Here is a 26,342-nt window from a genome sequence, read left to right on the forward strand (position 1 = left end):
ACTCTCCAAGCATCACACCGGTGAGGCCCATGCATCACCAGTTGAAGTCCATGAACTCATGGCGCCAACCTTACCATAGGACTTCATCTCGGGCCCGGATGCGGCCAGGCACCGGCATACCGCGGCGACCGGCGCCCTGGCGACGCTTTAGCCGGCCAGCTCGCGGTGCAGCGCCAGATATTCCTGCGCCAGCTTGTGGCGCGGATCCAGGTGGATCATGGGGGTAGCGTGCTGGTGCGATTCCCGGATCTTCACCGACGACGAGAGCCGCGATTCAAGCACCGGCAGGCCCTCGCTTACCAGTTCTTCGACCAGTTTCGTCGGCAAGCTGGCGCGCGGCTGGAACTGGTTGATCACAATGCCCTCGACCTGCAGCCCGTCGTTGTGGTCCTGCTGGATTTCCTTCACATTGTCGAGCAGCGTGTAAAGGGCCCGGCGCGAAAAGTCATCGCAATCGAACGGGATCAGGCAGCGCTCCACGGCGATCAGTGCGGACCGGGTATAAAAATTCAGGGCTGGTGGCGTGTCAATGTAGATGGCGTCATAAACAGCATCCAGTTCAAGCAGGGCGTCGCGCAGCTTGTAGATCTTGTAGCGGGATTCCAGCTTGCCATGCAGAGCGTCCAGGTCAGGATGCGCCGGCATCACATCCAGGTTCTCAAACGGCGTCGGGCGGACAAAGGACGTAACGTCCACCGGCCTGAAATTGTAGGTCAGGGACGTCTCGAAGAAGTTCGCCGCGGTCGGACCTGCCTCTCCTGCCTGCGCACCCATCAGGTACTGGGTCGAGTTGCCTTGCGCATCCAGGTCAACGACCAGGGTGCGCAAGCCTTCGCTGGCGCTGATCGCCGCGAGATTGCATACGATAGTCGACTTGCCGACCCCACCCTTCTGATTGAATACGACGCGCCGCATTTGCCCCTCTGGAGAAGATCGTTTCGAGGGGGAAAAGCATACCTTAGCGAGGCGGTGCTTGGTAGCAGCCGGCCGGAAGTCGTGGCTCGACCGTGGGATCACCTGCCCTGGTCGCGTATCGTCGCCGACCAGGCGATGCTCGCCGCTTGCTAGTGCCTCTACACAGCTTGGGTCTTTTGTTGACATATTTGCCTTAGGCAAATAATAATGTGCCTTAGGCAAACAAAATGGGCTCATTTATGTCGACATCCACAGTTCAGGAGCGCGCAATAGCCGTCCGCAGTTTCAATCGCTTCTACACGCGCCAGATCGGCGTGCTTCACGAACACCTTCTGGAAAGCGATTTTTCGCTGACCGAGGTTCGCATTCTTTATGAACTGGCGCATCGCGCGGGACTCACGACTTCGGACCTGTGCCGGGAGTTGGGCCTCAATGCAGGGTATCTGAGCCGGGTTATCTCGGGGTTTGAGAAGAAAGGACTGGTCGCCAAGACGCGTTCGACAACGGACGCGCGCGTTGCCCAGTTGGATCTGACGGAAAAAGGGCGTGCGACGTTTGAACCTCTGAGCGACGCATCGCAGCGCGAAGTCGTTGCCATGCTCGAACGCATGCCGGAGTCCGCACAGTATCAGCTGGTCGAGTCAATGGAACAAATCCAGACGCTTCTTAGCGATCCGGAGCCGGGCTACATACTGCGTGACCCACAGCCGGGCGACATGGGCTGGATTGTCCACCGTCAGGCGATTCTGTACGCGCAGGAATTCGGCTGGAATGCAGAATTCGAGGCACTGGTGGCCGACATCGTGGCCAGGTTCGTGCGGGAGTTCGATCCCAAGTCGGAACGATGCTGGATCGCGGAGAAGCAAGGAAAGGCGGTCGGTTCAGTATTTGTCGTCCGACAGGATGAAACGACTGCCAAGTTACGCTTGCTCGCCGTTGAAGCCAGTGCGCGTGGCCTGGGTATCGGCCGTCGTCTGGTGGACGAATGCCTTCGCTTTGCTCGCCTCGCCGGCTACAAGAGGATGATGTTGTGGACCAACAGCGTGCTTGCCGATGCTCGCAACATCTATGAAAAGGCCGGGTTCGAGTTGATCGAAGAGGAGCCGCATCACAGCTTCGGGAAAGATCTGGTCGGACAAATCTGGGCGCGTGACCTGTGAGCGATCCGTACTGGTCGGCGCTGCGATGGTCTCCCCGCGATTTGTCTCCAGCCACGCATCACCGGTAATGCTCGCGATCCAGGCCCTTGGGCCGGTGCCAGCGGGCGCGTTCGAACTGTCCATCGCGCGTCAGTTTCCGTCGTGGCAGCTGCTGGCGTCTATTGCACTCGTCGTTGCGGGGCCTATCGCGGCACTGCGAGAGACGGAGCCGCGCAGATTGCGCGTCTCCTGCCTTCGTGACGCTGCCCAGCAGCTTTGCCGCAGCTGCTGTAATGACCTGGCGTCAACCCGAGCTATGCAGCCACCTAGCGGCCATTCTGGAAGTCATGTCCCGCGCGACTGCCGGAAAGCAAGGCGCTGGCGGTAGTTGGACCCAATACCGCGCAATTGCATCAGGCGCCTGCAGCGTTCATTCTCTCTCGCAATCTCGCAATCTCGCAATCTCGCAATCTCGCAATCTCGCAATCTCGCCAATTGCGCGGTCGTACTCGTGCGGATCATCTCCACCGCTTGGGCTGCGCCCACACTCATGTCGCCGTTTTGCCAAAAGATGTCGTAACCAGGTTATCCATCGGGCTGGCGTCTCTCTTATAGTCGGGTGGCAGGCCAAGTTCGTGGCGATACCACGCCTGATGAACTCGCGACAACCGGGAGGCATCTGTTGCACTGGCCCGCCTGAACACGAGCGTCGATGTTTCAATGAGGTTCTTCGGCCTGATCTGACCGGCGCCCACAACGACCGCCTGCTCATCGAGGCCGCCGGCGCTTGCCGCTGGTCACGGGGTTGGCCAGGATGTCTTTCAGTTGGCGCTGCGGACGGACCAGGCGCTCATCGGCGGGCTGGCCGAGGCGAGCGCGGGTATACGCACACGTCCTTCGGCCGCCGTTACCCGGCCTGTCATAGCAGTGGCCGCTGGGGCCCGGACCGCAAGAGGTTGCTAGCGCAGCGCAAGGTGGCGTTAGTCATCTACGGCAAGGTGACGGACCGCCTGTACTACGCGGCGGTTAATGCTCGGCAGTGACGCAGTTGGCTTCACACCGCAGTGGATGTTCCAAAACACGTAAACAAGAAGGCAAGAAGGAGGAGATATGACTGGCAGGGGATGGTTGGGGCTCGTAGCCCTGGGGGTAAGCGGCGCCGCATCGGCGCAGACCAGCAGCGTGAACCTGTACGGTGTGATCGACGTTGGCGTCGAATACGCCACGCATGTGAATGCCGCCGGCAACAACCTGTTCAGCATGACCACTGGCAACCTCGCCGGATCGCGCTGGGGGCTCCGGGGTATCGAGGATCTCGGCGGCGGGCTGCAGGGCATCTTCGTTCTCGAAAGCGGATTCGCCACCGACACCGGCACCTCGTCGCAGGGCGGGCGACTGTTTGGGCGCAATGCCTTCGTCGGTCTGAAGGATGCGCAGCTGGGACAGCTCACGCTCGGGCGCCACGTCAACACGCTCTGGGAGTTCACCGTCGAGCTCGACCCGATGGGCATCGCCACCCGCTACAGCCTGATCGCGCACGACCAGTGGCTGGGCGGGCGCGCGGACAATTCGGTCAAGTACACGGGCAACTTCGGGCCGGTGGATGTCAAGGCGTTGTACAGCTTCGGTTACAACGCGACGACTGCAGGCGCCGGCGAAGTGCCGGGCAACAGCAAGGTCGGACGCGAAATGGGCGCGACGCTGGGCTACACCAACGGCCCGCTGCGGATCGCCACGACCTACGACATCATCTACGGCCGGAGCGTCGCCACGCAGAGCGATCGCGAGCAGCGCGCGCTCGTCGCCGCCAGCTACGATTTCGCCAAGGCGAAGGCCTACCTCGGCTACCGCTGGTATGACGGCAGGCTCGGGCAGCAATCGAGCGGCAGCAACCTGTGGTGGGCCGGCGTGAAGGTGCCGGTGACGCCGGCACTGGCGATGACCGGGTCGGTCTACTACCAGGATTTCAAGGGAACGAACGCCGATCCGATGTCCTTCGTGCTGGCCGCCGACTATGGCTTGTCGAAGCGAACCTTCCTCTACACCGTGCTGTCGTATGCGTGGAACCGGCATGGCTCCGCGCTCGGCGTCACAGGCATCAACGGCGGGACGCTGCCCACCGGCAATACGCTGGATCTTGGCTCGACCGCGGTGACCCAGGGCAAGAATCAGATCGGCGTGGTCACTGGGATCCGCCACATTTTCTAAGAGTTCGAGCGAACTCGACCGTTCGGTGGCTTGCCTGCCATGATTCCGCGTCTGAGGCAAGTCCGCCGGGAGACCATCACCAGCTGACCCTTGTCATGCCGCCTGCCACGGGCGCCGCGCGGTGCGAACGGGAACTGGCGGCCATCGAACTATCCATCGCGTCAGTTTCTGTCGTGGCAACTGCTGCTGTCTACTGCACTCGTCGTTGCGGGGCTTCTCAAGCGGCCTCCCCCAAGTTGTTGCATGTCGCTTTCGTGACAACCGGTCTCGAAATGACACTCGATGGTCGACCAGCCGGCTGATAGCTTCGCGTTGTAAGGCGCATCGCGAGGCCGTCAATTCTCAGTTCCGTAGAGCGGCCATGACAGTTGCAGCAGCCGCTTCAATGCTTTCAGCTTGTCGTTCTGGTCCAGTGAGCTTCGCCTTCTTGCCGGGCGGTCGGCCGGATTTGCGTGGTGTCCCACCAGTGCTTGGCACGGCTAGAGAGCGCCGGTTGTCCTGCTTCTCCTACACATACTGCGCCATCTGCAGCACGTGCCCGAGCCGCTTGTTATCGACGATCGCCCCTTGATACACCCCCGACAGTCGGTCGTAGATGGCGTAGGGAAGGGCAGTGCCATTCGCCCGCGGCTCGACACCAGTCCCGACGGGCCTTCCTGCCGGTAGCGCTCCAGCAATCGTAGAAGCTGGCGGCCCCAAGGATATCGGCCTTTGTCAATTTCGAGCTACGGGATATCCCTATATATCGTTGATTTGCATGGATAAAAGGGGCGCTATGGCTGGCGCATGTCGCTTTCGTGACAAACGGTGTCGATCCCGTGGTAACGGGAAAGCGCATACCGCGTCTATCTTTGTAACCAAAGCAGCCAACACGATAAACAAGGCCCCATGAGGGCCAGGAGACATAGTGGAAACCCTTGCTTTCATTCTGGGCAACTTGGCGAGCATCGCCACGATGACGGTCCAGCATCTTGAGATCGTCGGCGTGGGTGTCGGTTTCGCGATCCTGACCGGCGTGCCGCTCGGCATTGCGATCACCCTCAACGAGCGCGTCGCCAAAATCGTCCTGTACGTCGCGTCGATCATCATGACGATCCCGTCCGTGGCGCTGTTCGGCCTCATGATTCCGGTGCTGTCCGTGATCGGGCAGGGAATCGGCTTCCTGCCGACGGTGATCGCGCTTTTCCTCTACTCGCAATTGCCGATCGTGCGCAATACCTACACTGCCATCACCAATATCGACCCCGCGCTGCGCGAGGCGGCCCGCGGCATGGGCATGACCACCGGCGAGCGGTTGCGCAGGGTCGAACTCCCGATCGCGCTGCCCATCATCATGGCCGGCGTGCGCATGGCGGTGGTCATCAACGTCGGCGTCGCGGCGATCGCGGCGTACATCGGCGCCGGTGGCCTGGGCAAGCTGATCAGCCGGGGCATCTCGCAATCGGACCCGCGCCAGTTAATCGCCGGCGCCATCCTGGTGAGCGTGCTGGCCATCGCCGCCGACTTCGGCCTGGCCTGGGTGCAGCGGCGCCTGACGCCAAAGGGGCTGCGCAGCCCTTCCCGCGTCGCCGGTCTCGCGCTGCGGCTTGGCGCCCTGGCGGGCTTTCGCAAACATCCACGACACGCGCAATAATCATGATCAAGCTCTCTAACGTTACCAAGCGCTATGACGGCGCGAGCGGCCCGGTGGTCGACGGCATCAACATGGAAGTGGGTGCCGGCGAAATCTGCGTGCTGCTGGGGCCCTCGGGCTGCGGCAAGACAACGACGCTGAAGACGATCAATCGGCTGATCCAGCCTACGTCCGGCAAGATCTACCTCGAAGGCCGTGATACCGACGAATTCGATGTGGTCGAGTTGCGCCGTCGCATCGGCTACGTGATCCAGCAGATCGGGCTGTTTCCGAACATGACGGTCGAAGAGAACATCTGCGTGGTGCCGCACCTGCTCGGCTGGGACAAGGCCAAGGCGCGCCGGCGGGCCGCGGAGCTGCTCGAGATCGTCGCGCTCGATCCGGCGATCTACCTGACGCGCTACCCGAAGGACCTGTCGGGCGGCCAGGCGCAGCGCGTCGGCGTAGCGCGCGCGCTCGCGACTGACCCGGCTGTCATGCTGATGGACGAACCATTCGGCGCGATTGACCCGATCAACCGGGAAATGATCCAGGATGAGTTTCTCCGCATCCAGCAGCAGGTCAAGAAGACCATCATCTTCGTCAGCCACGACATCGACGAGGCGGTGAAGATGGCCGACAAGATCGCGATATTCCGCGCCGGCCGGATCGAGCAGTTCGATACGCCCGACAACATCCTCGCACGCCCGGCCAGTCCATTCATCGCCGGCTTCGTCGGCGCCGACCGTGCGCTCAAGCGCCTGCGCCTGATCCGCGCCGGCGATGCGCTGTCGGCGCGAAAGTGCGCCGTGCGGGTTGGCGACAGCAGCGCGCGCGCCAAGGCGGTGATGGCCGAGCACGGCGTCGAGCAGATCGTGCTGCTCGATGCCGCCGACAAGCCGCAAGGCTATTTCACGGCAGCGCAGCTGCAGGCGGTCGAGGGCGCGCTGAGCGCGGCCCACGCCATGCCGGTGCGCAGTACCGCGAATCCGGACGATGACCTGCGCGCGGTGGTCTCCTCGATGTTTGCGAGCGGCGCCTCGTGGTTGCCCACCGTCGATGACGATGGCCGCTTCGTCGGCTATGTCAGCCAGGCCCATATCGTCGACCTGCTGCGCGTGCCCACGGGAGAGCAGGCATGAAAGTCGAACGGCATCTTGGCACGGCCACGCGGATCGGAGCCGCGCTCGGCCTGGCGCTCGCGCTGTCGTGTACCGGGGCTCGCGCGGACAGTTGGTGGTCCGGCCTCGCCCAGTATCGCAGCGACGTCGTGTACCAGTCGATCCAGTTGATGACCATGGTCGCGATTGCCGGGGTCCTCGCGATCGCCGTGGCAGTGCCGGCCGGCATCTACCTGAGCCGGCCGTCACAGCGGCGCGGTGCGGTCGCGGTCATGCAGTTGCTCAACGTCGGCCAGGCGATTCCGAAACTCGCCTTGCTCGCGTTGGCGATGAGCGTGCTGGGCATCGGCGCCGTGCCGGCGATCTTCGGCCTGTGGGTGGCCACGCTGCTGCCGATTGCACTGAACACTTACGAGGGGTTGCGCGCGGTGCCGCGGCCACTGATCGAGGCGGCCACGGGCATGGGCATGACGCCGGCGCAGATCCTGTGGCGCGTCGAGCTGCCCAACGCCCTGTACGTGATCTTCGCGGGCATCCGCACGGCCCTGGCGATTACCGTCGGGACGGCGCCGCTGGCCTTCCTGATCGGTGGCGGCGGACTCGGTGAGCTGATCTTCACCGGCATCGACCTCAACGATTTCACCATGTTGCTGGCTGGCGCCATTCCGACGGCGCTGCTGGCAATCCTGACCGACGCGTTGGTGGGGCAACTGCAGCGCCGGCTCGTCTCGCGCGGCGTCACTCCGCAACGCTGAACCATCGCCCGTTCTCATTCATTGATCGAGGAGACCATGAAACATTCCATCTTTGGGCGCGCGCTCGCGCTGATCTGTGCAATGTCGGCAGCATTTTGGATGACCCCTGCGTCGGCCGCGCCGATCGTGGTTGGCGGCAAAAATATTACCGAACAGCAGTTGATGGCGGAGATGACCACGCAGCTGCTGGAAGCGAAGGGCTTCACGGTGACCAAGAAGGACGGCATGGGCAGCGCGGTGCTGCGCCAGGCGCAGGAAAACGGCCAGATCGACGTGTACTGGGAGTACACCGGCACGTCGCTGATTACCTACAACAAGGTGACCGAACGCCTCAGTCCAGCGGAAACCTATCGGAAGGTCAAGGAGCTCGATGCCGCCAAGGGGCTGGTGTGGCTGAATCCTTCGAAAGCGAACAACACCTACGCCTTTGCGATGAATCCCGACGAAGCGAAAAAGCTCGGCATTGTGACCCTGAGCGATCTCGCCAAGGCGGTCCGCGACGGCAAGAAGCTCACGTTCGCGTGTAATTCGGAATTCTATGCGCGCCCCGATGGCCTGCGTCCGCTCGAGAAGACCTATGGCTTTGAATTCAACCGCGACCAGATCAAGCGGATGGACACGGGCCTGACCTATCAGGCCCTCAAGGACCGGCAGGTGGACATCGCGCTGGTGTTCGCTACCGATGGCCGCGTGCCGGCCCTCAATTTTGTGGTTCTGAAGGACGACAAGGGATTCTTCCCGGACTACGCGCTCACGCCGGTGATCAGGAAGGCCGTGCTCGACGCCAACCCGTCGCTCGGGCCGATCCTGAATGCACTGTCGGCCAAGCTCGATGTGCCCACGATGGCCCGCCTGAATGCAAGCGTCGACGTGTCGAAAAAGTCCTTCAGCGACGTTGCCCGCGACTTCCTGAAACAGGCCGGCCTGCTCTGATGCCCGACGAGCACGCTTACGCAGGCAACGCGAGAGATCGGAAATGCACTCGATGACCAGAAATGAACCGCAGCAAAACCGGATCAAGGTGGCCGCCGCACAAATCGACGGCGCGTACGGCGATGTCGACATCAACCTTGCGAGGCATCTTGACTATGTGGAGCAGGCACGCGCCAGTGGCGTTTCCCTGTTGGTCTTCCCTGAGCTCTCACTATGCGGCCACAGTGCCGGCAAGGACACCCTGCGGCTCGCCATGACCGCCGACGACCCGGCGATCGCCGCGCTCGCTCAAGCCAGTACGGACCTGCATACCGTGTTCGGGTTCATCGAAGAGGCTCCTGCCGGACAGTTCTACAACAGCACGGCGACCGTGTCGAATGGCGGGATTGTCGGCATACACCGCAAAGCGCAGCTCGCGACCTACGGCAAGCTTCGGGATGGCCAGTACTTCGCCGCCGGCACGGCGCTCGAGAGCTTCCCTTTGAATGATCGGTGGCAGGTGGCGACGCCGATTTGCGCCGATCTGTGGAACCCGGCGCTCGTGCATACGCTCGCCTGCGATGGCGTTACGCTGATTGCGGCATCGATCAGTTCGGCTCGCGAAGCGGTCGGCGAAGGCTTCGACAATCCCAATGGCTGGGACGTCAACCTGCGCTTCTACGCGCTGACCTACGGCGTGGGCATCGTCATGGCCAATCGCGTCGGCACCGAAGGCATGATGACGTTCTGGGGAGGCTCGCGCATTCTTGACCCGTTCGGCAAGATCGTGGCGCTCGGCTCGGAGACGGAAGAGGGCCTCGTCATCGGTGCGCTGGACTATGCGTCGATCCGTCAGGCGCGGTTCTTGTTGCCGACCGTGCGCGACGCACGGGCGTTCGCGCTGCGCCAGCGCACTAGCCGGCGCGACCTCGCCACCCAACCCGACTGAGACATGACAATGCGAGACTTTCTGCTTGATGACGCCGATCGCGCGTTTCGGGGCGAGGTGCGCGATTTCCTGCAGCGCGAACTGGCCCCGCGAGCGAATGACATTGAAGAGCGGCAGGACTGGTCTGCCGTGAAGCACGTGGTGCGCTCGCTGGGCGAGGCCGGCTACCTGCGGCTGATGTTTCCCGATCTGTACCGAGGTGATCTCGCAAAGCCGGGCCTCACCCATGCAACGGTGCTCTCGGAGGAGGCCGCATACATCAACTACGCATTTGAAACGACCATAGCGACCGCACTGAGTTGCGCCTACCCACTGCACCGCCATGCGGGGGAGCGACTGCGCGAAACCTATCTGGCGCCGATTCTGGATGGCACCGCGATTGGTGCGATCTGCGTGACGGAAACCAATGTCGGCAGCGATTCCGCCGGCATGGAAACGCGGATCGACTTCGATGCGAAGACCAATGAATGGGTCGTCAACGGCTTCAAGCGCTATATCTCGAACGCCTCGGTTGCCGATGTGTACATCGTGTATGGCATCGCGACCGATGCCGACCCGGCTCAAGCGGGCATGACGGCCGTCGCAGTCCCGGCGACCGCTCCCGGCGTCCGCTTCCCACGTAACTATACGTTCATGGGACGGCGCGGTTGTATCGTGGGCGAAGTCGAATTCAACGACTGCCGCGTACCGGCCGATCACCTTCTCGGCGAGCGCGGGGGCGGCTTTCGCATCATGCGCGGCATGTTCAATTTCGAGCGGGCAATCCTTGGCGGCTCAGGCCTCGGGGTCGCGCGCAGTGCGTTCGACATAGCCACGACGCACGCGCAGCGGCGCAAGTCGTTTGGGCAGATGCTGGGCTGCAAACAGTTGATCTGGGACAAGATCGCGCAAATGAGTTGGCGCATCGACGCGGCCGAACTCCTTACCTATCGGGCCACCAAGATGTACGACGCCGGGATCGACGGCAAGGCCCTCATGAAGGAGGCGGCCATGGCCAAGCTGGTGGCGACCGAGACCGCGAATTTCTGCGCGAACGAAACGGTGCAGATCCTGGGCGGCGATGGCCTTACCAAGGAGTACGGCCGTGCCGAGCAACTCTATCGCGATGCCCGTGCGCTCACGATTGTCGGCGGCACGTCCGAGGTCGCCAAATACCTGATTGCCAGCCGCGACCTCCCGGATATCCGGATCAATCTTTAGAGAGTTTCATCCCGTCCCATGCTTACCATCACGTCACTGTTTGAAAACACTGTCGCAAAGTATCCTGAGCGACTAGCGCTCGTTTGCGGCGACACCACCCTTACCTATGCGGCATGGGGTCTGCGTGTCAGGCGCTTTGCCCAGGCGCTGTTCAACCTCGGCGTGCGGCCGATGGACCGGGTTGCCATTCTGCAAAAGACGTCCGATGCGACGCCGACGGCCTATATGGCGTGCCAGTTGCTCGGTGCGATCGCCGTGCCCATGAACTACCGCCTGTCGGCCAACGAGGCCGCGTTCATCCTGCGCGATGCAGGCGCACGCATCGTGATTTACGACGAATCGATGTTGCCCGTCATCGGCAAGATCGAGCTCGCACTGCCGGAGCTGCGCACCTTCGCCGGCGTGTGTGGGGCTCCAGCCGACGCGGTTTGCCTGCCGAAGCATCACCATGTTTTCGAGTCGCTGATCGACGGTATCGAGTCGCTCGACGCGCCGCTGCCCCGCGTAAAGCCGGACGACATCTCGGCGCTCGTCTATACGTCTGGCACGACCGGCCGCCCCAAGGGCGCGATTCACACGCACGGTAACGACGTCGCGATCGCGACCAACTGCGTGATGGAATACAGCCTGACGAGCGAAGACGCCGCATTGCATATCGCGCCGCTGTATCACGTGGGCGGCATGCAGGCTTATTTCGTGCCCCACATGATGGTGGGCGCCGCGAACATAATCTTGCCGCGCTACGAACCGCTGGCCACGCTCGAGGCGATCGCCAGCCATCACATCACGACGCTGTTCGCGGTGCCGACGCAAATCCAGGATATGTTGTTCCATCCTGACTTTGCCTCGATCGACGTCAGCAGCCTGCACATGATCACGACGGGCGGCGCGGCCATTCCGGCTGCAACCATGCAGCGCGTGATCGAGGAGTTCTGCCCCAATATCTTCAACGGCTATGGCATGACGGAGGCGAGCCTGACGTTGCTGCTGCATCCGCGCGACGCCGTGGCCTATCTCGGCTCGTGTGGCAAGCCGACGCTGATCAGCACCTGTTGCGTCGTCAAGCAAGATCCGGAGCGAACCGTGTCGCCGGCCGAGACCGTGCCCACCGGCGAGGTCGGCCAGCTCCTCGTGAAGGGTCCGCAACTGGCTGCCGGCTACTGGAACAATCCGGTCGAGACGGACAAGAAATTCAAGGGCGGCTGGTTGTATACGGGCGACCTCTTCAGCGTCGACGAAGCCGGGTATTTTCACTTCCATGGCCGCGCCGACGACATGATCGTGTCGGGTGGGGAAAACATCTATCCGCGCGAGGTCGAGGAAGTCCTGTATCACTGTCCCGGTGTGCAGGAGGCTGCGGTGATCGGGGTACCTGATCCGAAGTGGGGCCAGGCGGTCACCGCGTTTGTGGTGCGCAGCGACGCGCATCTCACCGAAGAGGCCGTCGTCGCGTTCTGCAAGGCGAGCGACGACCTCGCCCCCTACAAGCGTCCGAAAAAGGTGTTCTTCGTCGATCAACTGCCGTTGAACCCGAGCGGCAAGGTGCTGCGGCACGAGCTGGCCGGTGCAGTTTATCAACGCCTGACGACAGGAGCCTCGCAATGAACGACGCAGTGCGGTATGAGCTGGACGAAACGATCGTCACGCTGACCCTGAACCGACCAGCCACGCGCAACGCGCTGACGGAGATGGAGGTCGTCGACGCACTGGTGGACAGCCTCGAGCGTGCGCAGGCGGACGCCACCGTGCGGGCGATCATCCTGACGGGCGAGGGGACCGCCTTTTCGTCGGGCGGTAACATCAAGCATATGCGCGACGACGAGGGCACATTTGCAGGCGGCTCGGCACAGATCCGCGAGAACTATCGGCGCGGCATCCAGCGCATTCCCAGGGCATTCCATGAACTTGACGTGCCTTGCATCGCCGCGATCAACGGCCCGGCGCATGGGGCCGGCTGCGATCTTGCCCTGATGTGCGATATTCGCATTGCCGCCGCGAGTGCGGTGTTCGCCGAAAGCTTCGCCAAGGTCGGCATCATCCCCGGCGACGGAGGCGCCTGGCTGCTGCCCCGCGCGATAGGGCTGTCGCGTGCCTGTGAAATGATCTTCACCGGCACGCCGATCGACGCGCAGTGCGCACACGAGTTGGGACTGGTGTCGCGGATCGTGCCGGACAATGAATTGATGGATGCGGCGCGCACGCTCGCCCGGGCAATTGCCAGCAATCCGCCCGGTGTGCTGCGGATGTCGAAGCGGCTCATCAGGGAAGGCCAACGCATGGATCTGCCTAGCCTGCTGGAGCTCTCGGCTGCGTTCCAGGGCATCGCCCACCGCACCGCCGACCACCGCGAGGCCCTCGCCGCGACGTTCGAGCGGCGGCCAGCCCATTTCACCGGAGACTGACCCATGCGCACCCTCCCGATTCCGTTCATCCATCATCTGACGTTCGGCGATTTGCCCCAGGACGTCGTCGAGCAGGGCAGACTGTGCCTGCTCGATCTGCTGGGTGTCGCGCTGGCCGGCCGAACCGCCACGTTATCGCGTATCGCGAGCGACCACGCGGTCGAATTCTTCGCAGCTGGCAAGCTGCGCTCGCGCATTCTCTTCGACGGGCGAGTAGCCAGTCCCGTCGGCGCAGGCCTTGCGGGCGCAATGACGATCGACAGCTGCGACGGTCACGATGGCCACGCCGAGACGAAAGGACACGTCGGTGTCACGGTGCTCCCGGCGCTGCTTGCGCTGGCGGAGCAGCGGCCCGATATGAGCGGTCGCGAGTTCCTCACGAATCTCGTGCTGGGGTATGAGATCGGCACGCGCGCGGGCATTGCGCTGCATGCAAGCGCCTGCGACTATCACACGTCGGGTGCGTGGAACGCGCTGGCTGCGGCCTCGCTGGTTGCGCGTGTGCTGGAACTCGATCCGCAACAGACGCGTGAGGCACTCGGCATTGCCGAATACCATGGGCCGCGCAGCCAGATGATGCGCTGCATCGACCATCCGACGATGGTCAAGGACGGCTCGGGCTGGGGATGCATGGCAGGGCTCAGCGCCGGGTTTCTTGCCCAGCAGGGCTTCACTGGCGCGCCGGCGCTTACCGTCGAGCAGCCCGAGGCGCAGGAGTACTGGAGTGATCTCGGCCAGCGCTGGCGCATCATGGAGCAGTACTTCAAGCCGCAACCGGTATGCCGCTGGGCGCATCCGGCCATCGACGCGGCGCTGGCGCTCAAGCAGCGGTACGGTTTTGCGAGCGAGGCGATTCGCGCCGTGCGCGTCGCAACTTTCCATCATGCCACGCGGCTCGCGCAGGCGCGGCCCGCGACCACCGAGCAAGCGCAATACAGTTTGCTGTTTTCGGTAGCCGTGGCGCTGAAGTACGGCAGGGTCAGTTTTGATGCGATCGAGGGCGCGGGCCTCAAGGATGCCGAAGTGCTGCGACTCAGTCACCTGATACGCACGCAGGAGCGGGGCGAATTCACCTCCCGCTTTCCCAAGGAGCGCATGGCCGACGTGAGCGTGGAACTGCACGACGGCCGCGTCCTTACCTCGGGGCCGACCCAGGCACGCGGCGATCCCGACCTCCCGTTCGGCGCGGCAGCGATCCGACAGAAGTTCCGTCAGCTCGCCGAAGGCGCCTGCGTCGCACGGCAGGCAAAGGATCTCGAGAGCCGCATCGACGACCTGGGCTCGAGTGACGCCCCGATCGCGCCATTACTCGATCTGGTGCTTGGCGAGATCCGGGTGTAATTTTCTGGATCGATGTGCGCGCCCATCGCTGCCCAGGCGACGAGGACGCGCGCGAACAGCCTGCACACAGCCTCCCCCCCGTGAAAGATCCGCGCTTGCCCATGGCCCTGTCAGAAAGCGATCTAGGCGATCCGACGACCCAGCGCATGGGATTCTTTCTCGTGCCGCATTTCTCGATGATGGCGCTCAGTTCGGCGACAGAGCCTCTGCGCGCGGCCAACCGGATTTCCGGCAAGCCGCTCTACAGCTGGCACCTGATCAGCGCGGACGGCGAACCGGTATCCTCGAGTTCCGGCTTTTCCCTCTTGCCGGAGTTTGCGATGACATCGTCGTCCGAGTTCAGCCATCTTTTTGTGGTGGCCAGCATCGGCGTCGACGATTATCGCAACGCGCAAGTGTTCGACTTCCTGAGGCGATACGCCGCGTCAGGCCGCCCGCTGGGCGGAATCAGCCTCGGCACGATGATCCTCGCGCGCGCCGGTCTGCTCGACAAGCGGCGCTGCACGATCCATTGGGAAGCCCTGCGGGCGTTTGCCGACGAGTTTCCGTCGATCGTGGTGACCCGTGACCTGTACTGTGTTGACGGCAATCGCTTGACCTGTGCGGGCGGCACGGCAGCGATGGACCTCATGCTCGATCTCATCGCGCATCAGCATAGCCGTCGACTCGCGGCCGAAGTGGCGGACAATTTCCTGCACGCGCGCATGCGCGGCTCCGAGGAAAGCCAGAAAATGGCGATCCAGTGGCGGTACGGCATCGACGACCGACGCATCGTCCACGCTATTACGTTGATGGAACAGAACATTGAGCGGCCGATCCCAATCACGACCATCGCTTCGCTGACGGGCATATCCCCCCGCCAGTTCGAACGGTTATGGCTGAAGCATTTAAAGGTGGGGCCCTCGCAATTCTATTTGGAACTGCGACTAAAGGCGGCACAAAAACTACTTCACGAATCGACGTATCCGCTACTCGACATCGCCATGCGCTGCGGATTCACTGGCGCGTCTCATCTTGGCCGGTGCTACCGGAAGTTTTTCAACCGCACACCCGGCCAGGAACGCAACGCGAAAGAGCGGCTGTAGCGCGGGGTAGTGCGCACGGGTGGTATGCAGCATCTCTATCTTGGTCAACAGGGTGGGTGTGATCGCGGATGTTGCGCTCGACGCTGGCACTCAACTCGCACCAGAACCTGGCGCGCGCAATTCTTGCGGACTGACGTGTCCGACAATGGCGGAGTTGGCGCACGTCGCATTTGTGACAAACAATGCCGATCCCATGTTAAGCAAGAAAATCACCTTCCGTCTAACCTGTAACCGAAGCAGCCAGCACCATAAACATGGCTCGTACAGGGCTCCAGGCAATCTAAATCAATCATGATCGACCGGAAATTCATCGGAACCAAGTTGCCGAAAGCGGTGCTCGAGATCGAGAAGGGCAGGCTGCGGTTTTTCGCGAAGGCGATCGGCGAGACCGATCCGGTCTACACCGACGAGACCGCGGCGAAGGCTGCCGGATACCCTTCGTTGCTGGCGCCACCGACATTCATCTATGCCGCGGAGCTCGATGCCGGCACGGTGGAGCCGGCAATGAAGGCGTTGGGTATCGACCTCGCGCGTACCCTGCACGGCGAGCAGCATTTCTCGTATCACAGCCCGATCTGCGCCGGAGACACGATCACGGTCGAGTCGAAGATCACTGACATCTATGACAAGAAGAACGGTGCGCTCGAGTTCGTCATCAGGAAATCGGTCGTCACCAACCAGCACGGGAAGCTGGTCGCGGAAATGCGCCACGTTCTCGTCGTTCGCCATTGAGGAATAACGCCATGGCTGAACTCTCCTTTGCCAGCGTAAGGGTCGGCGACACGCTGCCGCCGCTGACAGTGCCCGCGCTCGACCGGACGACGCTGGCCTTGTTCGCCGGGGCCTCGGGCGATCATTTTCCCTACCACATCGACACCGACGCTGCCCGCAAGGCCGGGATGGCCGATGTGATCGGCCATGGGATGCTGTCAATGGCGTATCTCGGGCGCCTCATCATCCGCTGGGTGCCGCAGGCCGCGCTACGCCGGCTCGATGTGCGTTTCGTCCGCATCACGCATCTCGGCAACGTGATCACTTGCACCGGCATGATCATGGAGAAGGAGGAACGGGACGGCGAGAAGCTCGTCCGCGTCGAGATCCAGGCCGCGGATCAATTCGGTGAGGTCAAGACGGCAGGCGAAGCATTGCTTGCGCTGCCCTGAACACTCGATAGGACATCACATGAAAGCGATGCTATGTAAGGAATTTGGCCCGATCGAACGGCTCGTGCTCGAGGACGTGCCATCACCGGTGGCCGGCAAGGGGCAGATCGTGATCAGCGTCCAGGCGGCTGGCGTGAATTTTCCGGACGCGCTGCTCGTGCAGGGGAAATATCAGCTGCGGCCTCCACTTCCGTTCGCGCCCGGCAACGAATTCGCGGGCCTTGTCAAGGAAGTCGGCGAAGGCGTTGCGCACCTTCGCCCCGGCGATGCCGTGATCGGACTCGCGGCGCATGGCGGCTACGCGCAGGAGGCGCTGGTCGACAGCGCGGCGGTTTTCCCGCTGCCTGCGGGCACCGACCCGGTAGTCGCGGCGGCATCGTTGACGGTATACGGGACCGCGCTGCACGCGCTCAAGGATCGTGCGCAAATCAAGGCCGGTGAAACGCTGCTCGTGCTCGGCGCCGCCGGTGGTGTCGGGCTCGCCGCAGTGGAGATCGGCAAGCTGCTCGGCGCGAGGGTGATAGCCGCCGCTTCGTCTGACCAAAAGCTCGACGTGTGCCGGAGCCGCGGCGCCGACAGCGTCATCAACTACGCCCGCGAGGACCTGAAGGAGCGCGTACGCGCGCTGACCGACGGTCGCGGTGCGGATGTCGTGTGCGACCCTGTCGGCGGCGACTACACCGAGCCGGCGCTGCGCAGCGTAGCGTGGAACGGCCGCTTCCTCGTCGTCGGCTTCGCCGCAGGCGAGATCCCGCGCATTGCGCTTAATCTGCCGCTGCTCAAAGGCTACGCGGTCGTCGGCGTATTCTGCAGCGAGTTTTCCCGCCGCGAGCCGGCGCGCTACCGCGAGAATATCGACCAGTTGCTCGACTGGGTCGCCACCGGAAAGCTGACGCCGCTCATTGGTGGGCGTTATCCGTTGGCGCGTGCAGTCGATGCCTTGCGCGCGTTGCTGCGGCGCGAGGTCACGGGCAAGGTGGTGCTTCTACCTTGAGCCTTCCTCGCAACCCGCTGCGTTTGTCGGGTCATGTCCACCGATCTGCAGCGGTTGGGCCACGGGGATGGTGGACTTGGTCAGCATCGCCCTAGTCAGGACACGCATGCGCAGTGAAACATCGATACACGACGCGCAACCGGGTTCGGACGGCACGCAACCCGATGGCGGCAGCGTCGCCCAGGGAATCGCATCCGCCATCCTCAGCTTGCTGATCGGCTACGCGGTACTGATCACCGGCAATGGCTTGCTCGGCACGCTGATCTCCCTGCGGATGGTACACAGTGGCGTTCCACCGGTCGTGCTTGGGATTGTCCAGTCGTCGTACTACGTCGGTTTTATGCTGGGCGCGATATTGTGCGGCTCCTTGATCGCTCGCGTTGGGCACCATCGCGCCTTCGTGGTTTTTGCTGCGGTGGCGACTTGCAGCGCACTCAGCTATGCCCTCATCACGGCGCCTTTCTTCTGGATCTGCCTGCGCTTTACCACAGGGTTTTGCCTGGTCGGCGTCTTCACGGTGATGGAGAGCTGGCTGCATGCCTCGGCGGGCAACGCGACGCGGGCGCGCGTCTTCTCCGCGTATCTGATTACCACTTATCTCGGCGTGGGAACCGGCCAGTTCCTGATCAATCTCGCGGATCCGTCCGGATTCCAGCTTTTCACGCTTGTCGGCGGCCTGTTTGCGGCATCACTGATACCCGTCACCCTTGCCAGTAGCCACGGCGCCACACACAGCGCGCACGGTGGGGATGGGAGGTGCGAAGCCGGGCGGCATGGTCTGCGCACGGTCTTGCGGTCGGCCCCGCTGGGCTTGTGGGGTGCCCTCGCGGCGGGCTTGCTCAACAGCGCGTTTTACTCGATGCACCCGGTGTTCATGCGAAGTGTTGGCTATTCGGTTGCGAGCGTGTCCCATTTTATGGGGATTGCCCTGGTTGCGGCGCTTCTTCCACAATGGCCGATCGCGCGGCTCTCGGACCGCTTTGATCGTCGAATCGTTCTTCTGGCCGTGTCGCTGCTGTCGGCCCTCTGCAGTTTGATGCTCCTGCTGTTCCGCGCTAGCGGACCGCTCGCAATACTCTCCTACGTCTACGTGAGCCTCATCTTCACCATTTATGGCATCGTGATTTCGCATGTCAACGACTTCATCCCACCTTTGCAACGCGTTGCGGTCAGTGCAGGGTTGCTGCTGATTTTTTCCGTCGGCGGCATCGCCGGCCCGACCCTCGCGTCGCTCGCGATGGCAATGACCGGTCCAGCGGGTCCATATCTGTTCACGATGATCGTGACATCGACGCTGGCGCTGCTCACACTGCGCAGTTTCGCGGTTCAACGCATGCCGCATCACGACCGGTAGGCGGGCTTGCCCCGCTTGCTGATTGCCAACCACTGATCGGCGGCGTTGCCGTGCAATCGGCCGTCCTGCACGACTCACAATAATACTTCCGTGCAAACGGGTTGGTCAGGCACTATTCGATGCCAGGCAGCCAGTCCATGAAGGCCTCCGCCACGGAATTTGATGGCTTGTTCAACGGGCGCAAGAGAAAGTGTCCTTGCTGGATATCGAGCGCTTCAGAAAATGGGCAAGCCACGGCCTGGCGCTTGACGGACCAGGCGACAAAGGTCTCAAGCGTCAACGCCAGCCCGGCCCCAGAAGCTGCAAGCTCGAGCGCGACAATCGAATTGTCGGCCCAGATCGCCGGGCATTTTTCCAGATTGTGAACGTCCTGAGCGGCAGCCCAACGGCTCCAATTGTCTTGCCGCGACAACACATGGATGAGCCGATGCCTTTTGATGTCTTCCGGCCTTTTCAGCGCATTCTCGCCATGCAACAGTTCCGGTGAGCATGCAACCAGGGCGCGTTCCCGCGTGAGCCGCTTCGACCGCATTTCATGCCAGTTTCCACTTCCCAGGCGTATGAAAAGATCCGCGGATTCGAGACTGGGATCGTCCCATATGGTGCAGTTGACGGTCACGTTCACGTTCGGATGCTGGGCGCAAAACTGCTGAATGTGCTGCGCGAGCCAACACGAACCGAAGGCCACGGGGGACGATATCACCAGATTTTGCGTACGGGCTCTGCCCACCAGGCCAACGGTTGCGGCAGCAAGATATTGGATCGAGGCCTGGACCGCAGGCAGGTAAGCCTGCCCGACCTCGGTCAAGACAATGCCGCGCGGCAATCGCTGAAACAGTGGCTTGCCGATAAAGTGCTCCAGCGCGCGTATCTGTTGACTGACAGATGCCTGGGTGCAATTCAATTCATCGGCGGCCTGGGTGAAGCTCAGATGGCGGGCAGCGGCTTCGAACGTGCGAAGATAGTTCAAGGGGGGAAGGCGAAACATCGTCAGCCTCGTACAAAGCGCATCGCCAAGCGTGCGGTGACTCAACCTCAGGCGGGGGCCTGACGGTCGAACCGATATCGTACCGTGCCTTTCAGTCATCTATCCATGTGACCGCAATGCGGTACGTATGCCCGGTGTCGCGCCGCCAATGGTGAACTGCACTCAAATTCTGGCGATCGTCCCCCCATCGACTCGAATCGCAGACCCCGTGATATAAGATGCCCGTTCGCTTGCTGAGTCCGGGATCCAAATCGCAATCCTGTTTATCAATGGCTTGTTATGCCAAAGCGGGAGTTCTTCGTGATGTAGTGGGAATTCGAGTCCCACATGACCGCTGCGCGCTGTGTGATGCAAATATCAGCGTTGCCGTTGTCCGAGACGCTCGAGATTCAACGAGCCCTCATGCTTGCACTTGGCTTGTAGAAACGATTGCCGAGTTCTTCAAGCGTGCCAAGGCATTCGTCGAACGAAGGGGCGCCGCGCAACCCATTCTTGATGGCTGTGCGGGTTGCGAAAAGGTTGTTGAGGAATACGGCATCTTCGTCGTCGGCATCGTCTGGCACCAGAACAGCAACGATGGCGACCCAGTTTTCTCTTGCGCCGTCGGGAAATGGAAGATCCCGGAAAGACTCCACCAACGCCTTGGACACGCCCATTTGGGCGGCGCCGTAGGTCAACTTCGTGTGGAACTCGCTGGTACAAGGCCGCTTATTTACGAACAGGGTAATTGGGCGGGCAATCATCCCAGGTTTGACGACCACAGTGAATGGCATCTGGCCCGGTTGCCCGCGACCCATCGTATTGGCGAAGGCTGTCCCCAACGGCCCCATCTTGTCGCCAAGTACAACATTCACATGGGCACGGTTGTGATCGTTACCGCTTGCGGCTTCGCCGATCATCATCGTTAACGTTCCTCCGGTTGGCAATGCTGTAAGTGTAGTGTGGCAGCCGACGAGCGACACGAAAAGAAATTCGCCCGAGTGGCCATAAATTTCTTATGAGGCTGGACGGGGCTGCTCTTGCCCATCGTCGGCGCTGCAAACCTGCAGCATTCGTCATAAAAAAAATGTGGGGGAGGGGATCAAATTCGCTTCTTGCCGAAGATTGCACCGGTGGCAATACTGAGGGGCAGCAAATACACGGGCAGTACACGTTCGGAAGGACCTGCGACGCAGCCATTACGGACTGCTCATGCAACTGCTTTCCTCAAGTCCGCGTTTACGTCCTGCTTAACCAATCGACGACTTCAGCAAGGAACGCGCGTGACTGTCCAGGCGCCAGCCGGAAAACTGACGCCTTATGTCGATGACACTTAATAGGCCGCACGGGAGCTGCGACGATGCCAATCTTTATGTATGAAGACCTTGTCGACCAGGTAACTGGCGGCTTTCTGAAAGGAGGCTTCAGGCAGCGAGAGGCCAGAATCATTGCCAATCACCTGGTCGATGCAGAAAGCAAAGGAGTGTTCTCTCACGGCCTAGTACGCGTTCCGTCTTACATGAAGCTCGCACGAATGGGGGAAATCAACACGAATGCGACGCCATCGGTTACGCGCAGCGCGGGGGCGGTCAGCGTCGTGGACGGAGGCGGTGGGCTGGGGATTGCGGCGTTCGAATATGCACTGGATCTTGCGATGGACGGAATTCGCCGGCATGGGTGCTTCGCCGCGGCGATCGTGAATTGCGGGCATACCGGTCGTTTGGGAGCGTATGCTGAACGGGCAGCTCGCAATGGGTATATGGCCATCACCATGGGTGGAGGGGGCAATGGCAAGGATTGGAGCAAGGTCGTGCCGTTCGGAGGCGCCAAGCCGGTCATGAGCACCAATCCGTACGCGCTATCCATGGCGAGCCGAAAATATGGACCGGTTTACGTGGATTTCGCCACCTCCGCCGTTGCCGAAGGCAAGGTCAAAATCAACCGGGTGAAGAAGCAGAACTTGCCCGCCGGAAGCATTGTCGATAAGGATGGGAAACCTTCCAACAATCCTGAGGATTTTTTCTCAGGCGGCGCATTGCTGCCCGCCGCAGGCCCCAAGGGTTCGGGCATGGCCATCATCGCGGAACTGGTCGGGTGCGCGATGCTCGCCGAGCCCAAGGAATTCAACTGGTTGCTGGTTCTCCTGGATATAGCGGCATTCGGCAACAGGAATTACGATCGGGCAGCGGACACGTTTCTTGATCGCGTCAAAGACACCCCGGTGGCGGAGGGATTCACAGAAGTACTGCTTCCCGGCGAGATGGAAACGAGGAGCAATCGATCTTGCGAACAGCAGGGCATTCACGTTACCGACGAAATATGGTCGATTGTGGCGCCGGAGTTGTAGCCCGGCTCGCTTCCCGGGGCAATAGCAGCGAGCTGCTGCAGAGACGATTGGTGGCGGCGTCAGAATTCGTAGTTGACCGACAGGTCGAAGACCCCGTTGGTCGCTTTGCGCGTGATCGGGCTGTTCGCAGCCTTGCCGGCCAGTTGCGAGATCGCGACGTCGCTGGTGGCAAACCAGTGCTTGGTGAAATACCACACCGCGCTGGCGCCGAAGCCGTAAGACTTGATGCCGCCGCGCGCATGGTAGGCGGGCCGCCCGGCCCGGGCCTGCGAGTCGCTGACGCCATACCAGGCGTTCATGTAGCGCGAGTCCGCCAGCGTCACGGTGGGGCCGGCGAACCAGAAGAACTTCTCGGAGCTGCCGGGTAGCGGCATATAGGCGCCGATGTCGCCAACCCAGCCGTCGGTGCCGCCCAGGCTGCGGCGCGCGTCGATGCGCAGCACCAGCGGGAATTCCTTCGAGACCGCGTATTCCGCGAACAGCTTGCCTTCCGGCGCCGGGTTGATATTGCCCATGCCGTCCAGGATCGGGGAATTTTCCTCTGCGCGCCGCCCAAGGTTATAGGACAAGGCGATCCCGGCGCGCCAGTTCTTGCCCCGCAGCAGGTTCACGCCCAGCCCTTCGCCGATCGAGGCAAACGCCAGGTCACGGTAGCGGATATCGACGCTTGGGCCGGCGATGAAGATGTAGTCGGAGGAGCCATCGTAGCGCGGCCGCACCATGCCCGCGCCACCCAGCCGCACCTGCCAGACCGGAATCTCCTCCTCAAACAGCTTTTCCAGGGGGATGCCCGCGGAGAACTGCCATTCGGCCAGCGGCGCCGGCGTCTGGGCGCTGGCCAGGCCAGGGGCCAGGATGGCGCCGGCGGCCAGCAGCAGGGTCATGCGCGACGGCGGGCGCTTGGAGTAAAGCTCGGGCACGGTTGTCTCCACGCCCGGGTGGCGGGCAGTCAGTTTGGGGGGCGCGGGGCCCGTGGCGACATTTTTTCATTGGATGGCGGGGCGCGCAACCCGTGCGGGCAAAAGAAAAGCGGCGCCTGATGGCGCCGCTTAATCCTGCTGAACACGTTCGGTTGCCGGTTTGTTGTCTCCCCTCTCCTGCAAGCGGGAGAGGGGAGCAAGACACTCAGCCCTTCAGCACACTTCCGATGGCCTTGGCCACGATCCCCACATTGCGCTCGTTCAGCCCGGCCACGCACATGCGGCCCGAACGCAGCAGGTACACGCCGTGCTGCTCGCGCAGGCGCTCAGCCTGGTCGGCGGTGAGGCCGGTGTAGGTGAACATGCCGCGCTGGGTCAGGTAGCGCGACAGAGCCTCGCCGCTGATATGGTCGCGCAGGTGGTGGTGGATCGCTTCGCGCATGCGCGCGATGCGGCTGCACATCTGGGCCAGTTCTTCTTCCCACAACTGGCGCAGCTCGGGCGTGGTCAGCACCTTGGACACTACGCGCGCGCCGTGCGTGGGCGGGTTGCTGTAGTTGGCGCGCACCGCGCCGGTCAGCTGGCCCAGCACGTTGGCGGCTTCGCCGGCGGTGTTGCAGAACACGCTCAGGCCGCCGCAGCGCTCGCCGTACAGCGAGAAGTTCTTCGAGAACGAGTTGGCCACCAGGCAGGGCACGTCCTGCGCCACCAGCTCGCGGATGGCGAAGGCGTCGTCTTCCAGGCCGGCGCCGAAGCCCTGGTAGGCCATGTCGACAAACGGCAGCAGTTGATTGGCCTTGAGCAGCGCGATCAGCTGGCGCCACTGGTCCTGGTTCAGGTCCACGCCGGTCGGGTTGTGGCAGCAGGCGTGCAGCAGCACGATGCTGCGCGCGGGGATGGTGCGCAGCGCGTCCATCATCGCGTCGAACTTCAGGCCGCCGGTGGCGTCGTCGTAGTACGGATAGGTGTTGACGGTGAAGCCGGCGCGCTCGAACACCACGCGGTGGTTTTCCCAGCTGGGGTCGCTGATCCACACCTGCGACTGCGGGTAGTAGCGCTTGAGGAAGTCGGCGCCAACGCGCAGCGCGCCGGAGCCGCCCAGCGTCTGCAACGTGGCGATGCGGCCGGCGGCGCGCGCCGGCGAGTCTTCGCCGAACACCAGTGCCTGCACCGCGTTGCGGTAGGCCACCAGGCCCGACATCGGCAGGTAGGGGCGCGGGCCCATGTCGGCCAGCAGCGCGGCCTCGGCCTTTGCCACGGCCTGCATCACCGGCAGGCGGCCCTCGTCGTCAAAATAGATGCCGATGCTCAGGTTGACCTTGTCGGTGCGCGGGTCGCGCTGGAAGTCCTCGTTGAGCGAGAGGATCGGATCGCCGGGAAATGCCTCGATGTGTGCAAACATGGGATGCGATGGAATTGGGTCGGGGGGCAGCTGCCGCGGCGCGGGGGCGTCGCGCAGCCTGAATTCTAACCGGCGGCGCCCGCAGCCTGCAGGCGCCGCCTTTGCCGCATCAGCGCAGCTGCTGGGCGGCCACGCCGCCTTGCAGGGCGGTGCCGGCCTTCTTCTGGCGCACCAGGTAGCTCACGCCGAGCACTACCAGCCATACCGGGATCAGGTACACCGAGAGGCGCAGGCCGGGTGTCAGGTACATCACCACCAGGATGCCGGCGAGGAATACCAGGCACAGGTAGTTGGTGAGGGGATAGCCCCAGCTCTGGAACTTCGTGGCCTCGCCAGCGCGGCGCTTGTCGGCGCGGAACTTCAGGTGGATCAGGCTGATCATCGCCCAGTTGATGATGAGCGCCGACACCACCAGGCCCATCAGCAGCTCAAAGGCCTTGCCGGGCATGAAGTAGTTGATCACCACGCAAGCCGCGGTGGCTACGGCCGACAGCGCCAGCGCCGTCAGCGGGATGCCGCGCTGGTTGACCTTGAGCAGTGCCTTGGGGGCATTGCCCTGCTGGGCCAGGCCGTACAGCATGCGGCTGTTGCAGTACACGCCGCTGTTGTAGACCGACAGCGCTGCGGTCAGCACCACCACGTTCAGCACGTTGGCCACCCAGTTGCTGTTCAGCGCGTGGAAGATCAGCACGAACGGGCTGCCGCCGGTGACCACGTTCTCCCACGGGTACAGCGACAGCAGCACTGCCAGCGCGCCCACGTAGAAGATCAGGATGCGGTAGATCACCTGGTTGGTGGCCTTGGGGATGGTCTTCTCGGGCGAGTCGGCCTCGGCCGCGGTAATGCCCACCAGCTCCAGGCCGCCGAACGAGAACATGATCACCGCCATGGCCATCACCAGGCCGCCCATCCCGTTCGGGAAGAAGCCGCCGTGCTGCCACAGGTTGGCCACGCTGGCTTGCGGGCCGGCGTTGCCGGACATCAGCAGGTAGCCGCCGAAACCGATCATGCCGATGATGGCCGCGACCTTGATGATCGAGAACCAGAACTCCATCTCGCCGAAGGACTTCACGCTCGACAGGTTGATCGCGTTGATGACCACGAAGAAGGTCAGCGCAGAGATCCAGGTCGGGATCTCGGGCCACCAGTACTGCACGTAGATGCCGACGGCCGAAAGCTCGGCCATGCTCACCAGAATGTACAGCACCCAGTAGTTCCAGCCCGACAGGAAGCCGGCGAAGTGGCCGCAGTATTTGTCGGCAAAGTAGCTGAACGAGCCCGCCACGGGCTCATCCACCACCATCTCGCCGAGCTGGCGCATGATGAAGAAGGCCACGATGCCGGCGATCGCGTAGCCCAGCAGGACCGAGGGTCCCGCCATCTTGATGGTCTGGGCGATGCCCAGGAAAAGCCCGGTGCCGATGGCGCCACCGAGGGCGATCAGCTGGATGTGCCGGTTCTTCAGCCCGCGCTTGAGCGTGCCGTCATTGTTGCTGGAATGCATGCAGTTGTTTCCTCTACCCATTCTCATGGAATGCGGGCCCGCGTCTCTGGCT

General features: G+C 62.6%; 23 protein-coding genes and 1 pseudogene. 17 read left to right on the forward strand and 7 right to left on the reverse strand.

What is annotated here, in order from left to right; all coding sequences use genetic code 11:
* Window positions 1-147: 147 nt before the first annotated feature.
* Complete coding sequence (locus ACREYQ_RS22940; RefSeq protein WP_432262634.1) at window positions 148-915, reverse strand: ParA family protein; 768 nt, start codon at window positions 913-915, stop codon at window positions 148-150.
* Window positions 916-1,142: 227 nt separating this feature from the next.
* Between ACREYQ_RS22940 and ACREYQ_RS22945 the strand changes: the two genes are divergently transcribed.
* On the forward strand, window positions 1,143-2,075 hold the full coding sequence (locus ACREYQ_RS22945) for a bifunctional helix-turn-helix transcriptional regulator/GNAT family N-acetyltransferase (RefSeq protein WP_432262448.1): 933 nt from the start codon (window positions 1,143-1,145) through the stop codon (window positions 2,073-2,075).
* A gap of 187 nt (window positions 2,076-2,262) precedes the next feature.
* Here ACREYQ_RS22945 and ACREYQ_RS22950 read toward each other — a convergent pair.
* Window positions 2,263-2,504 (reverse strand): annotated as a pseudogene (locus ACREYQ_RS22950) (transposase); the annotation flags it as partial.
* A 660-nt stretch (window positions 2,505-3,164) separates the two neighbouring features.
* On the opposite strand from ACREYQ_RS22950, the gene ACREYQ_RS22955 reads away from it, so the two are divergent.
* From ACREYQ_RS22955 to ACREYQ_RS23025, 15 genes are all read left to right on the forward strand, one after another.
* On the forward strand, window positions 3,165-4,262 hold the full coding sequence (locus ACREYQ_RS22955) for a porin (RefSeq protein ID WP_432262449.1): 1,098 nt from the start codon (window positions 3,165-3,167) through the stop codon (window positions 4,260-4,262).
* Window positions 4,263-5,169: 907 nt separating this feature from the next.
* The gene (locus tag ACREYQ_RS22960; protein ID WP_432262450.1) at window positions 5,170-5,895 is read left to right on the forward strand and encodes an ABC transporter permease; all 726 of its coding nucleotides are present in this window, start codon (window positions 5,170-5,172) and stop codon (window positions 5,893-5,895) included.
* Between the two features lie 2 nt (window positions 5,896-5,897).
* Entirely contained in the window at window positions 5,898-7,016 is a 1,119-nt protein-coding gene (locus ACREYQ_RS22965) for an ABC transporter ATP-binding protein (protein WP_432262451.1), read from the forward strand.
* Entirely contained in the window at window positions 7,013-7,750 is a 738-nt protein-coding gene (locus ACREYQ_RS22970) for an ABC transporter permease (RefSeq protein ID WP_432262452.1), read from the forward strand. The genes ACREYQ_RS22965 and ACREYQ_RS22970 overlap by 4 nt, the downstream gene beginning before the upstream one ends.
* Before the next feature lie 36 nt (window positions 7,751-7,786).
* Window positions 7,787-8,683, forward strand: a complete 897-nt coding sequence (locus tag ACREYQ_RS22975) for a glycine betaine ABC transporter substrate-binding protein (RefSeq protein WP_432262453.1) — start codon at window positions 7,787-7,789, stop codon at window positions 8,681-8,683.
* A 52-nt stretch (window positions 8,684-8,735) separates the two neighbouring features.
* Entirely contained in the window at window positions 8,736-9,611 is an 876-nt protein-coding gene (locus ACREYQ_RS22980) for a nitrilase-related carbon-nitrogen hydrolase (RefSeq protein ID WP_432262454.1), read from the forward strand.
* A 9-nt stretch (window positions 9,612-9,620) separates the two neighbouring features.
* The gene (locus ACREYQ_RS22985) at window positions 9,621-10,811 is read left to right on the forward strand and encodes an acyl-CoA dehydrogenase family protein (RefSeq protein WP_432262455.1); all 1,191 of its coding nucleotides are present in this window, start codon (window positions 9,621-9,623) and stop codon (window positions 10,809-10,811) included.
* 18 nt (window positions 10,812-10,829) lie between these two features.
* Window positions 10,830-12,416 (forward strand): class I adenylate-forming enzyme family protein, encoded by a 1,587-nt coding sequence (locus ACREYQ_RS22990; protein WP_432262456.1) that lies wholly within the window; start codon window positions 10,830-10,832, stop codon window positions 12,414-12,416.
* Window positions 12,413-13,213, forward strand: a complete 801-nt coding sequence (locus tag ACREYQ_RS22995; protein WP_432262457.1) for a crotonase/enoyl-CoA hydratase family protein — start codon at window positions 12,413-12,415, stop codon at window positions 13,211-13,213. The genes ACREYQ_RS22990 and ACREYQ_RS22995 overlap by 4 nt, the downstream gene beginning before the upstream one ends.
* Before the next feature lie 3 nt (window positions 13,214-13,216).
* Complete coding sequence (locus ACREYQ_RS23000; RefSeq protein WP_432262458.1) at window positions 13,217-14,554, forward strand: MmgE/PrpD family protein; 1,338 nt, start codon at window positions 13,217-13,219, stop codon at window positions 14,552-14,554.
* A gap of 101 nt (window positions 14,555-14,655) precedes the next feature.
* A complete protein-coding gene (locus ACREYQ_RS23005; RefSeq protein ID WP_432262459.1) occupies window positions 14,656-15,639 on the forward strand; it encodes a GlxA family transcriptional regulator in 984 nt (327 codons plus the stop codon).
* A gap of 291 nt (window positions 15,640-15,930) precedes the next feature.
* A complete protein-coding gene (locus tag ACREYQ_RS23010; protein WP_432262460.1) occupies window positions 15,931-16,371 on the forward strand; it encodes a MaoC family dehydratase N-terminal domain-containing protein in 441 nt (146 codons plus the stop codon).
* 11 nt (window positions 16,372-16,382) lie between these two features.
* Window positions 16,383-16,802 (forward strand): MaoC family dehydratase, encoded by a 420-nt coding sequence (locus ACREYQ_RS23015; protein ID WP_432262461.1) that lies wholly within the window; start codon window positions 16,383-16,385, stop codon window positions 16,800-16,802.
* Window positions 16,803-16,821: 19 nt separating this feature from the next.
* Entirely contained in the window at window positions 16,822-17,796 is a 975-nt protein-coding gene (locus tag ACREYQ_RS23020) for an NADPH:quinone oxidoreductase family protein (RefSeq protein ID WP_432262462.1), read from the forward strand.
* Window positions 17,797-17,902: 106 nt separating this feature from the next.
* Entirely contained in the window at window positions 17,903-19,150 is a 1,248-nt protein-coding gene (locus tag ACREYQ_RS23025; protein ID WP_432262463.1) for an MFS transporter, read from the forward strand.
* A 112-nt stretch (window positions 19,151-19,262) separates the two neighbouring features.
* On the opposite strand, the gene ACREYQ_RS23030 is transcribed toward ACREYQ_RS23025, so the two are convergent.
* The gene (locus ACREYQ_RS23030; protein WP_432262464.1) at window positions 19,263-20,138 is read right to left on the reverse strand and encodes a LysR substrate-binding domain-containing protein; all 876 of its coding nucleotides are present in this window, start codon (window positions 20,136-20,138) and stop codon (window positions 19,263-19,265) included.
* Between the two features lie 389 nt (window positions 20,139-20,527).
* Window positions 20,528-21,040 carry a formaldehyde-activating enzyme gene (locus ACREYQ_RS23035; RefSeq protein WP_432262465.1) on the reverse strand — a complete coding sequence of 171 codons (513 nt, stop codon included), beginning with the start codon at window positions 21,038-21,040 and terminating at the stop codon, window positions 20,528-20,530.
* A 437-nt stretch (window positions 21,041-21,477) separates the two neighbouring features.
* On the opposite strand from ACREYQ_RS23035, the gene ACREYQ_RS23040 reads away from it, so the two are divergent.
* The gene (locus ACREYQ_RS23040) at window positions 21,478-22,464 is read left to right on the forward strand and encodes an Ldh family oxidoreductase (RefSeq protein ID WP_432262466.1); all 987 of its coding nucleotides are present in this window, start codon (window positions 21,478-21,480) and stop codon (window positions 22,462-22,464) included.
* 59 nt (window positions 22,465-22,523) lie between these two features.
* Here the strand turns inward: ACREYQ_RS23040 and ACREYQ_RS23045 are convergent, their stop codons facing one another.
* The 3 genes from ACREYQ_RS23045 to ACREYQ_RS23055 form a co-directional block, all read right to left on the reverse strand.
* Window positions 22,524-23,348, reverse strand: coding sequence for a MipA/OmpV family protein (locus tag ACREYQ_RS23045; RefSeq protein WP_432262635.1), 825 nt, complete (start codon window positions 23,346-23,348; stop codon window positions 22,524-22,526).
* A 241-nt stretch (window positions 23,349-23,589) separates the two neighbouring features.
* Window positions 23,590-24,786 (reverse strand): amino acid aminotransferase, encoded by a 1,197-nt coding sequence (locus ACREYQ_RS23050; protein WP_432262467.1) that lies wholly within the window; start codon window positions 24,784-24,786, stop codon window positions 23,590-23,592.
* A gap of 109 nt (window positions 24,787-24,895) precedes the next feature.
* On the reverse strand, window positions 24,896-26,290 hold the full coding sequence (locus tag ACREYQ_RS23055; protein WP_432262468.1) for an amino acid permease: 1,395 nt from the start codon (window positions 26,288-26,290) through the stop codon (window positions 24,896-24,898).
* Window positions 26,291-26,342: the final 52 nt, after the last annotated feature.

This window comes from Cupriavidus sp. TMH.W2, from assembly GCF_050847365.1.
Classification (GTDB): domain Bacteria; phylum Pseudomonadota; class Gammaproteobacteria; order Burkholderiales; family Burkholderiaceae; genus Cupriavidus.

Excerpts from the sequence above, each read along its gene's own strand:
- ACREYQ_RS23025 (WP_432262463.1), top strand. The coding sequence starts at position 17,903 with ATGCGCAGTGAAACATCGATACACGACGCGCAACCGGGTTCGGACGGC.
- ACREYQ_RS23020 (WP_432262462.1), top strand. The coding sequence starts at position 16,822 with ATGAAAGCGATGCTATGTAAGGAATTTGGCCCGATCGAACGGCTCGTG.
- ACREYQ_RS23030 (WP_432262464.1), bottom strand. The coding sequence starts at position 20,138 with ATGTTTCGCCTTCCCCCCTTGAACTATCTTCGCACGTTCGAAGCCGCT.
- ACREYQ_RS23035 (WP_432262465.1), bottom strand. The coding sequence starts at position 21,040 with ATGATGATCGGCGAAGCCGCAAGCGGTAACGATCACAACCGTGCCCAT.
- ACREYQ_RS23000 (WP_432262458.1), top strand. The coding sequence starts at position 13,217 with ATGCGCACCCTCCCGATTCCGTTCATCCATCATCTGACGTTCGGCGAT.
- ACREYQ_RS23045 (WP_432262635.1), bottom strand. The coding sequence starts at position 23,348 with ATGACCCTGCTGCTGGCCGCCGGCGCCATCCTGGCCCCTGGCCTGGCC.
- ACREYQ_RS22965 (WP_432262451.1), top strand. The coding sequence starts at position 5,898 with ATGATCAAGCTCTCTAACGTTACCAAGCGCTATGACGGCGCGAGCGGC.
- ACREYQ_RS22945 (WP_432262448.1), top strand. The coding sequence starts at position 1,143 with ATGGGCTCATTTATGTCGACATCCACAGTTCAGGAGCGCGCAATAGCC.
- ACREYQ_RS23040 (WP_432262466.1), top strand. The coding sequence starts at position 21,478 with ATGCCAATCTTTATGTATGAAGACCTTGTCGACCAGGTAACTGGCGGC.
- ACREYQ_RS23010 (WP_432262460.1), top strand. The coding sequence starts at position 15,931 with ATGATCGACCGGAAATTCATCGGAACCAAGTTGCCGAAAGCGGTGCTC.
- ACREYQ_RS23005 (WP_432262459.1), top strand. The coding sequence starts at position 14,656 with ATGGCCCTGTCAGAAAGCGATCTAGGCGATCCGACGACCCAGCGCATG.
- ACREYQ_RS23050 (WP_432262467.1), bottom strand. The coding sequence starts at position 24,786 with ATGTTTGCACACATCGAGGCATTTCCCGGCGATCCGATCCTCTCGCTC.
- ACREYQ_RS22980 (WP_432262454.1), top strand. The coding sequence starts at position 8,736 with ATGACCAGAAATGAACCGCAGCAAAACCGGATCAAGGTGGCCGCCGCA.
- ACREYQ_RS22990 (WP_432262456.1), top strand. The coding sequence starts at position 10,830 with ATGCTTACCATCACGTCACTGTTTGAAAACACTGTCGCAAAGTATCCT.
- ACREYQ_RS23055 (WP_432262468.1), bottom strand. The coding sequence starts at position 26,290 with ATGCATTCCAGCAACAATGACGGCACGCTCAAGCGCGGGCTGAAGAAC.
- ACREYQ_RS22985 (WP_432262455.1), top strand. The coding sequence starts at position 9,621 with ATGCGAGACTTTCTGCTTGATGACGCCGATCGCGCGTTTCGGGGCGAG.
- ACREYQ_RS23015 (WP_432262461.1), top strand. The coding sequence starts at position 16,383 with ATGGCTGAACTCTCCTTTGCCAGCGTAAGGGTCGGCGACACGCTGCCG.
- ACREYQ_RS22995 (WP_432262457.1), top strand. The coding sequence starts at position 12,413 with ATGAACGACGCAGTGCGGTATGAGCTGGACGAAACGATCGTCACGCTG.
- ACREYQ_RS22955 (WP_432262449.1), top strand. The coding sequence starts at position 3,165 with ATGACTGGCAGGGGATGGTTGGGGCTCGTAGCCCTGGGGGTAAGCGGC.
- ACREYQ_RS22940 (WP_432262634.1), bottom strand. The coding sequence starts at position 915 with ATGCGGCGCGTCGTATTCAATCAGAAGGGTGGGGTCGGCAAGTCGACT.
- ACREYQ_RS22975 (WP_432262453.1), top strand. The coding sequence starts at position 7,787 with ATGAAACATTCCATCTTTGGGCGCGCGCTCGCGCTGATCTGTGCAATG.
- ACREYQ_RS22970 (WP_432262452.1), top strand. The coding sequence starts at position 7,013 with ATGAAAGTCGAACGGCATCTTGGCACGGCCACGCGGATCGGAGCCGCG.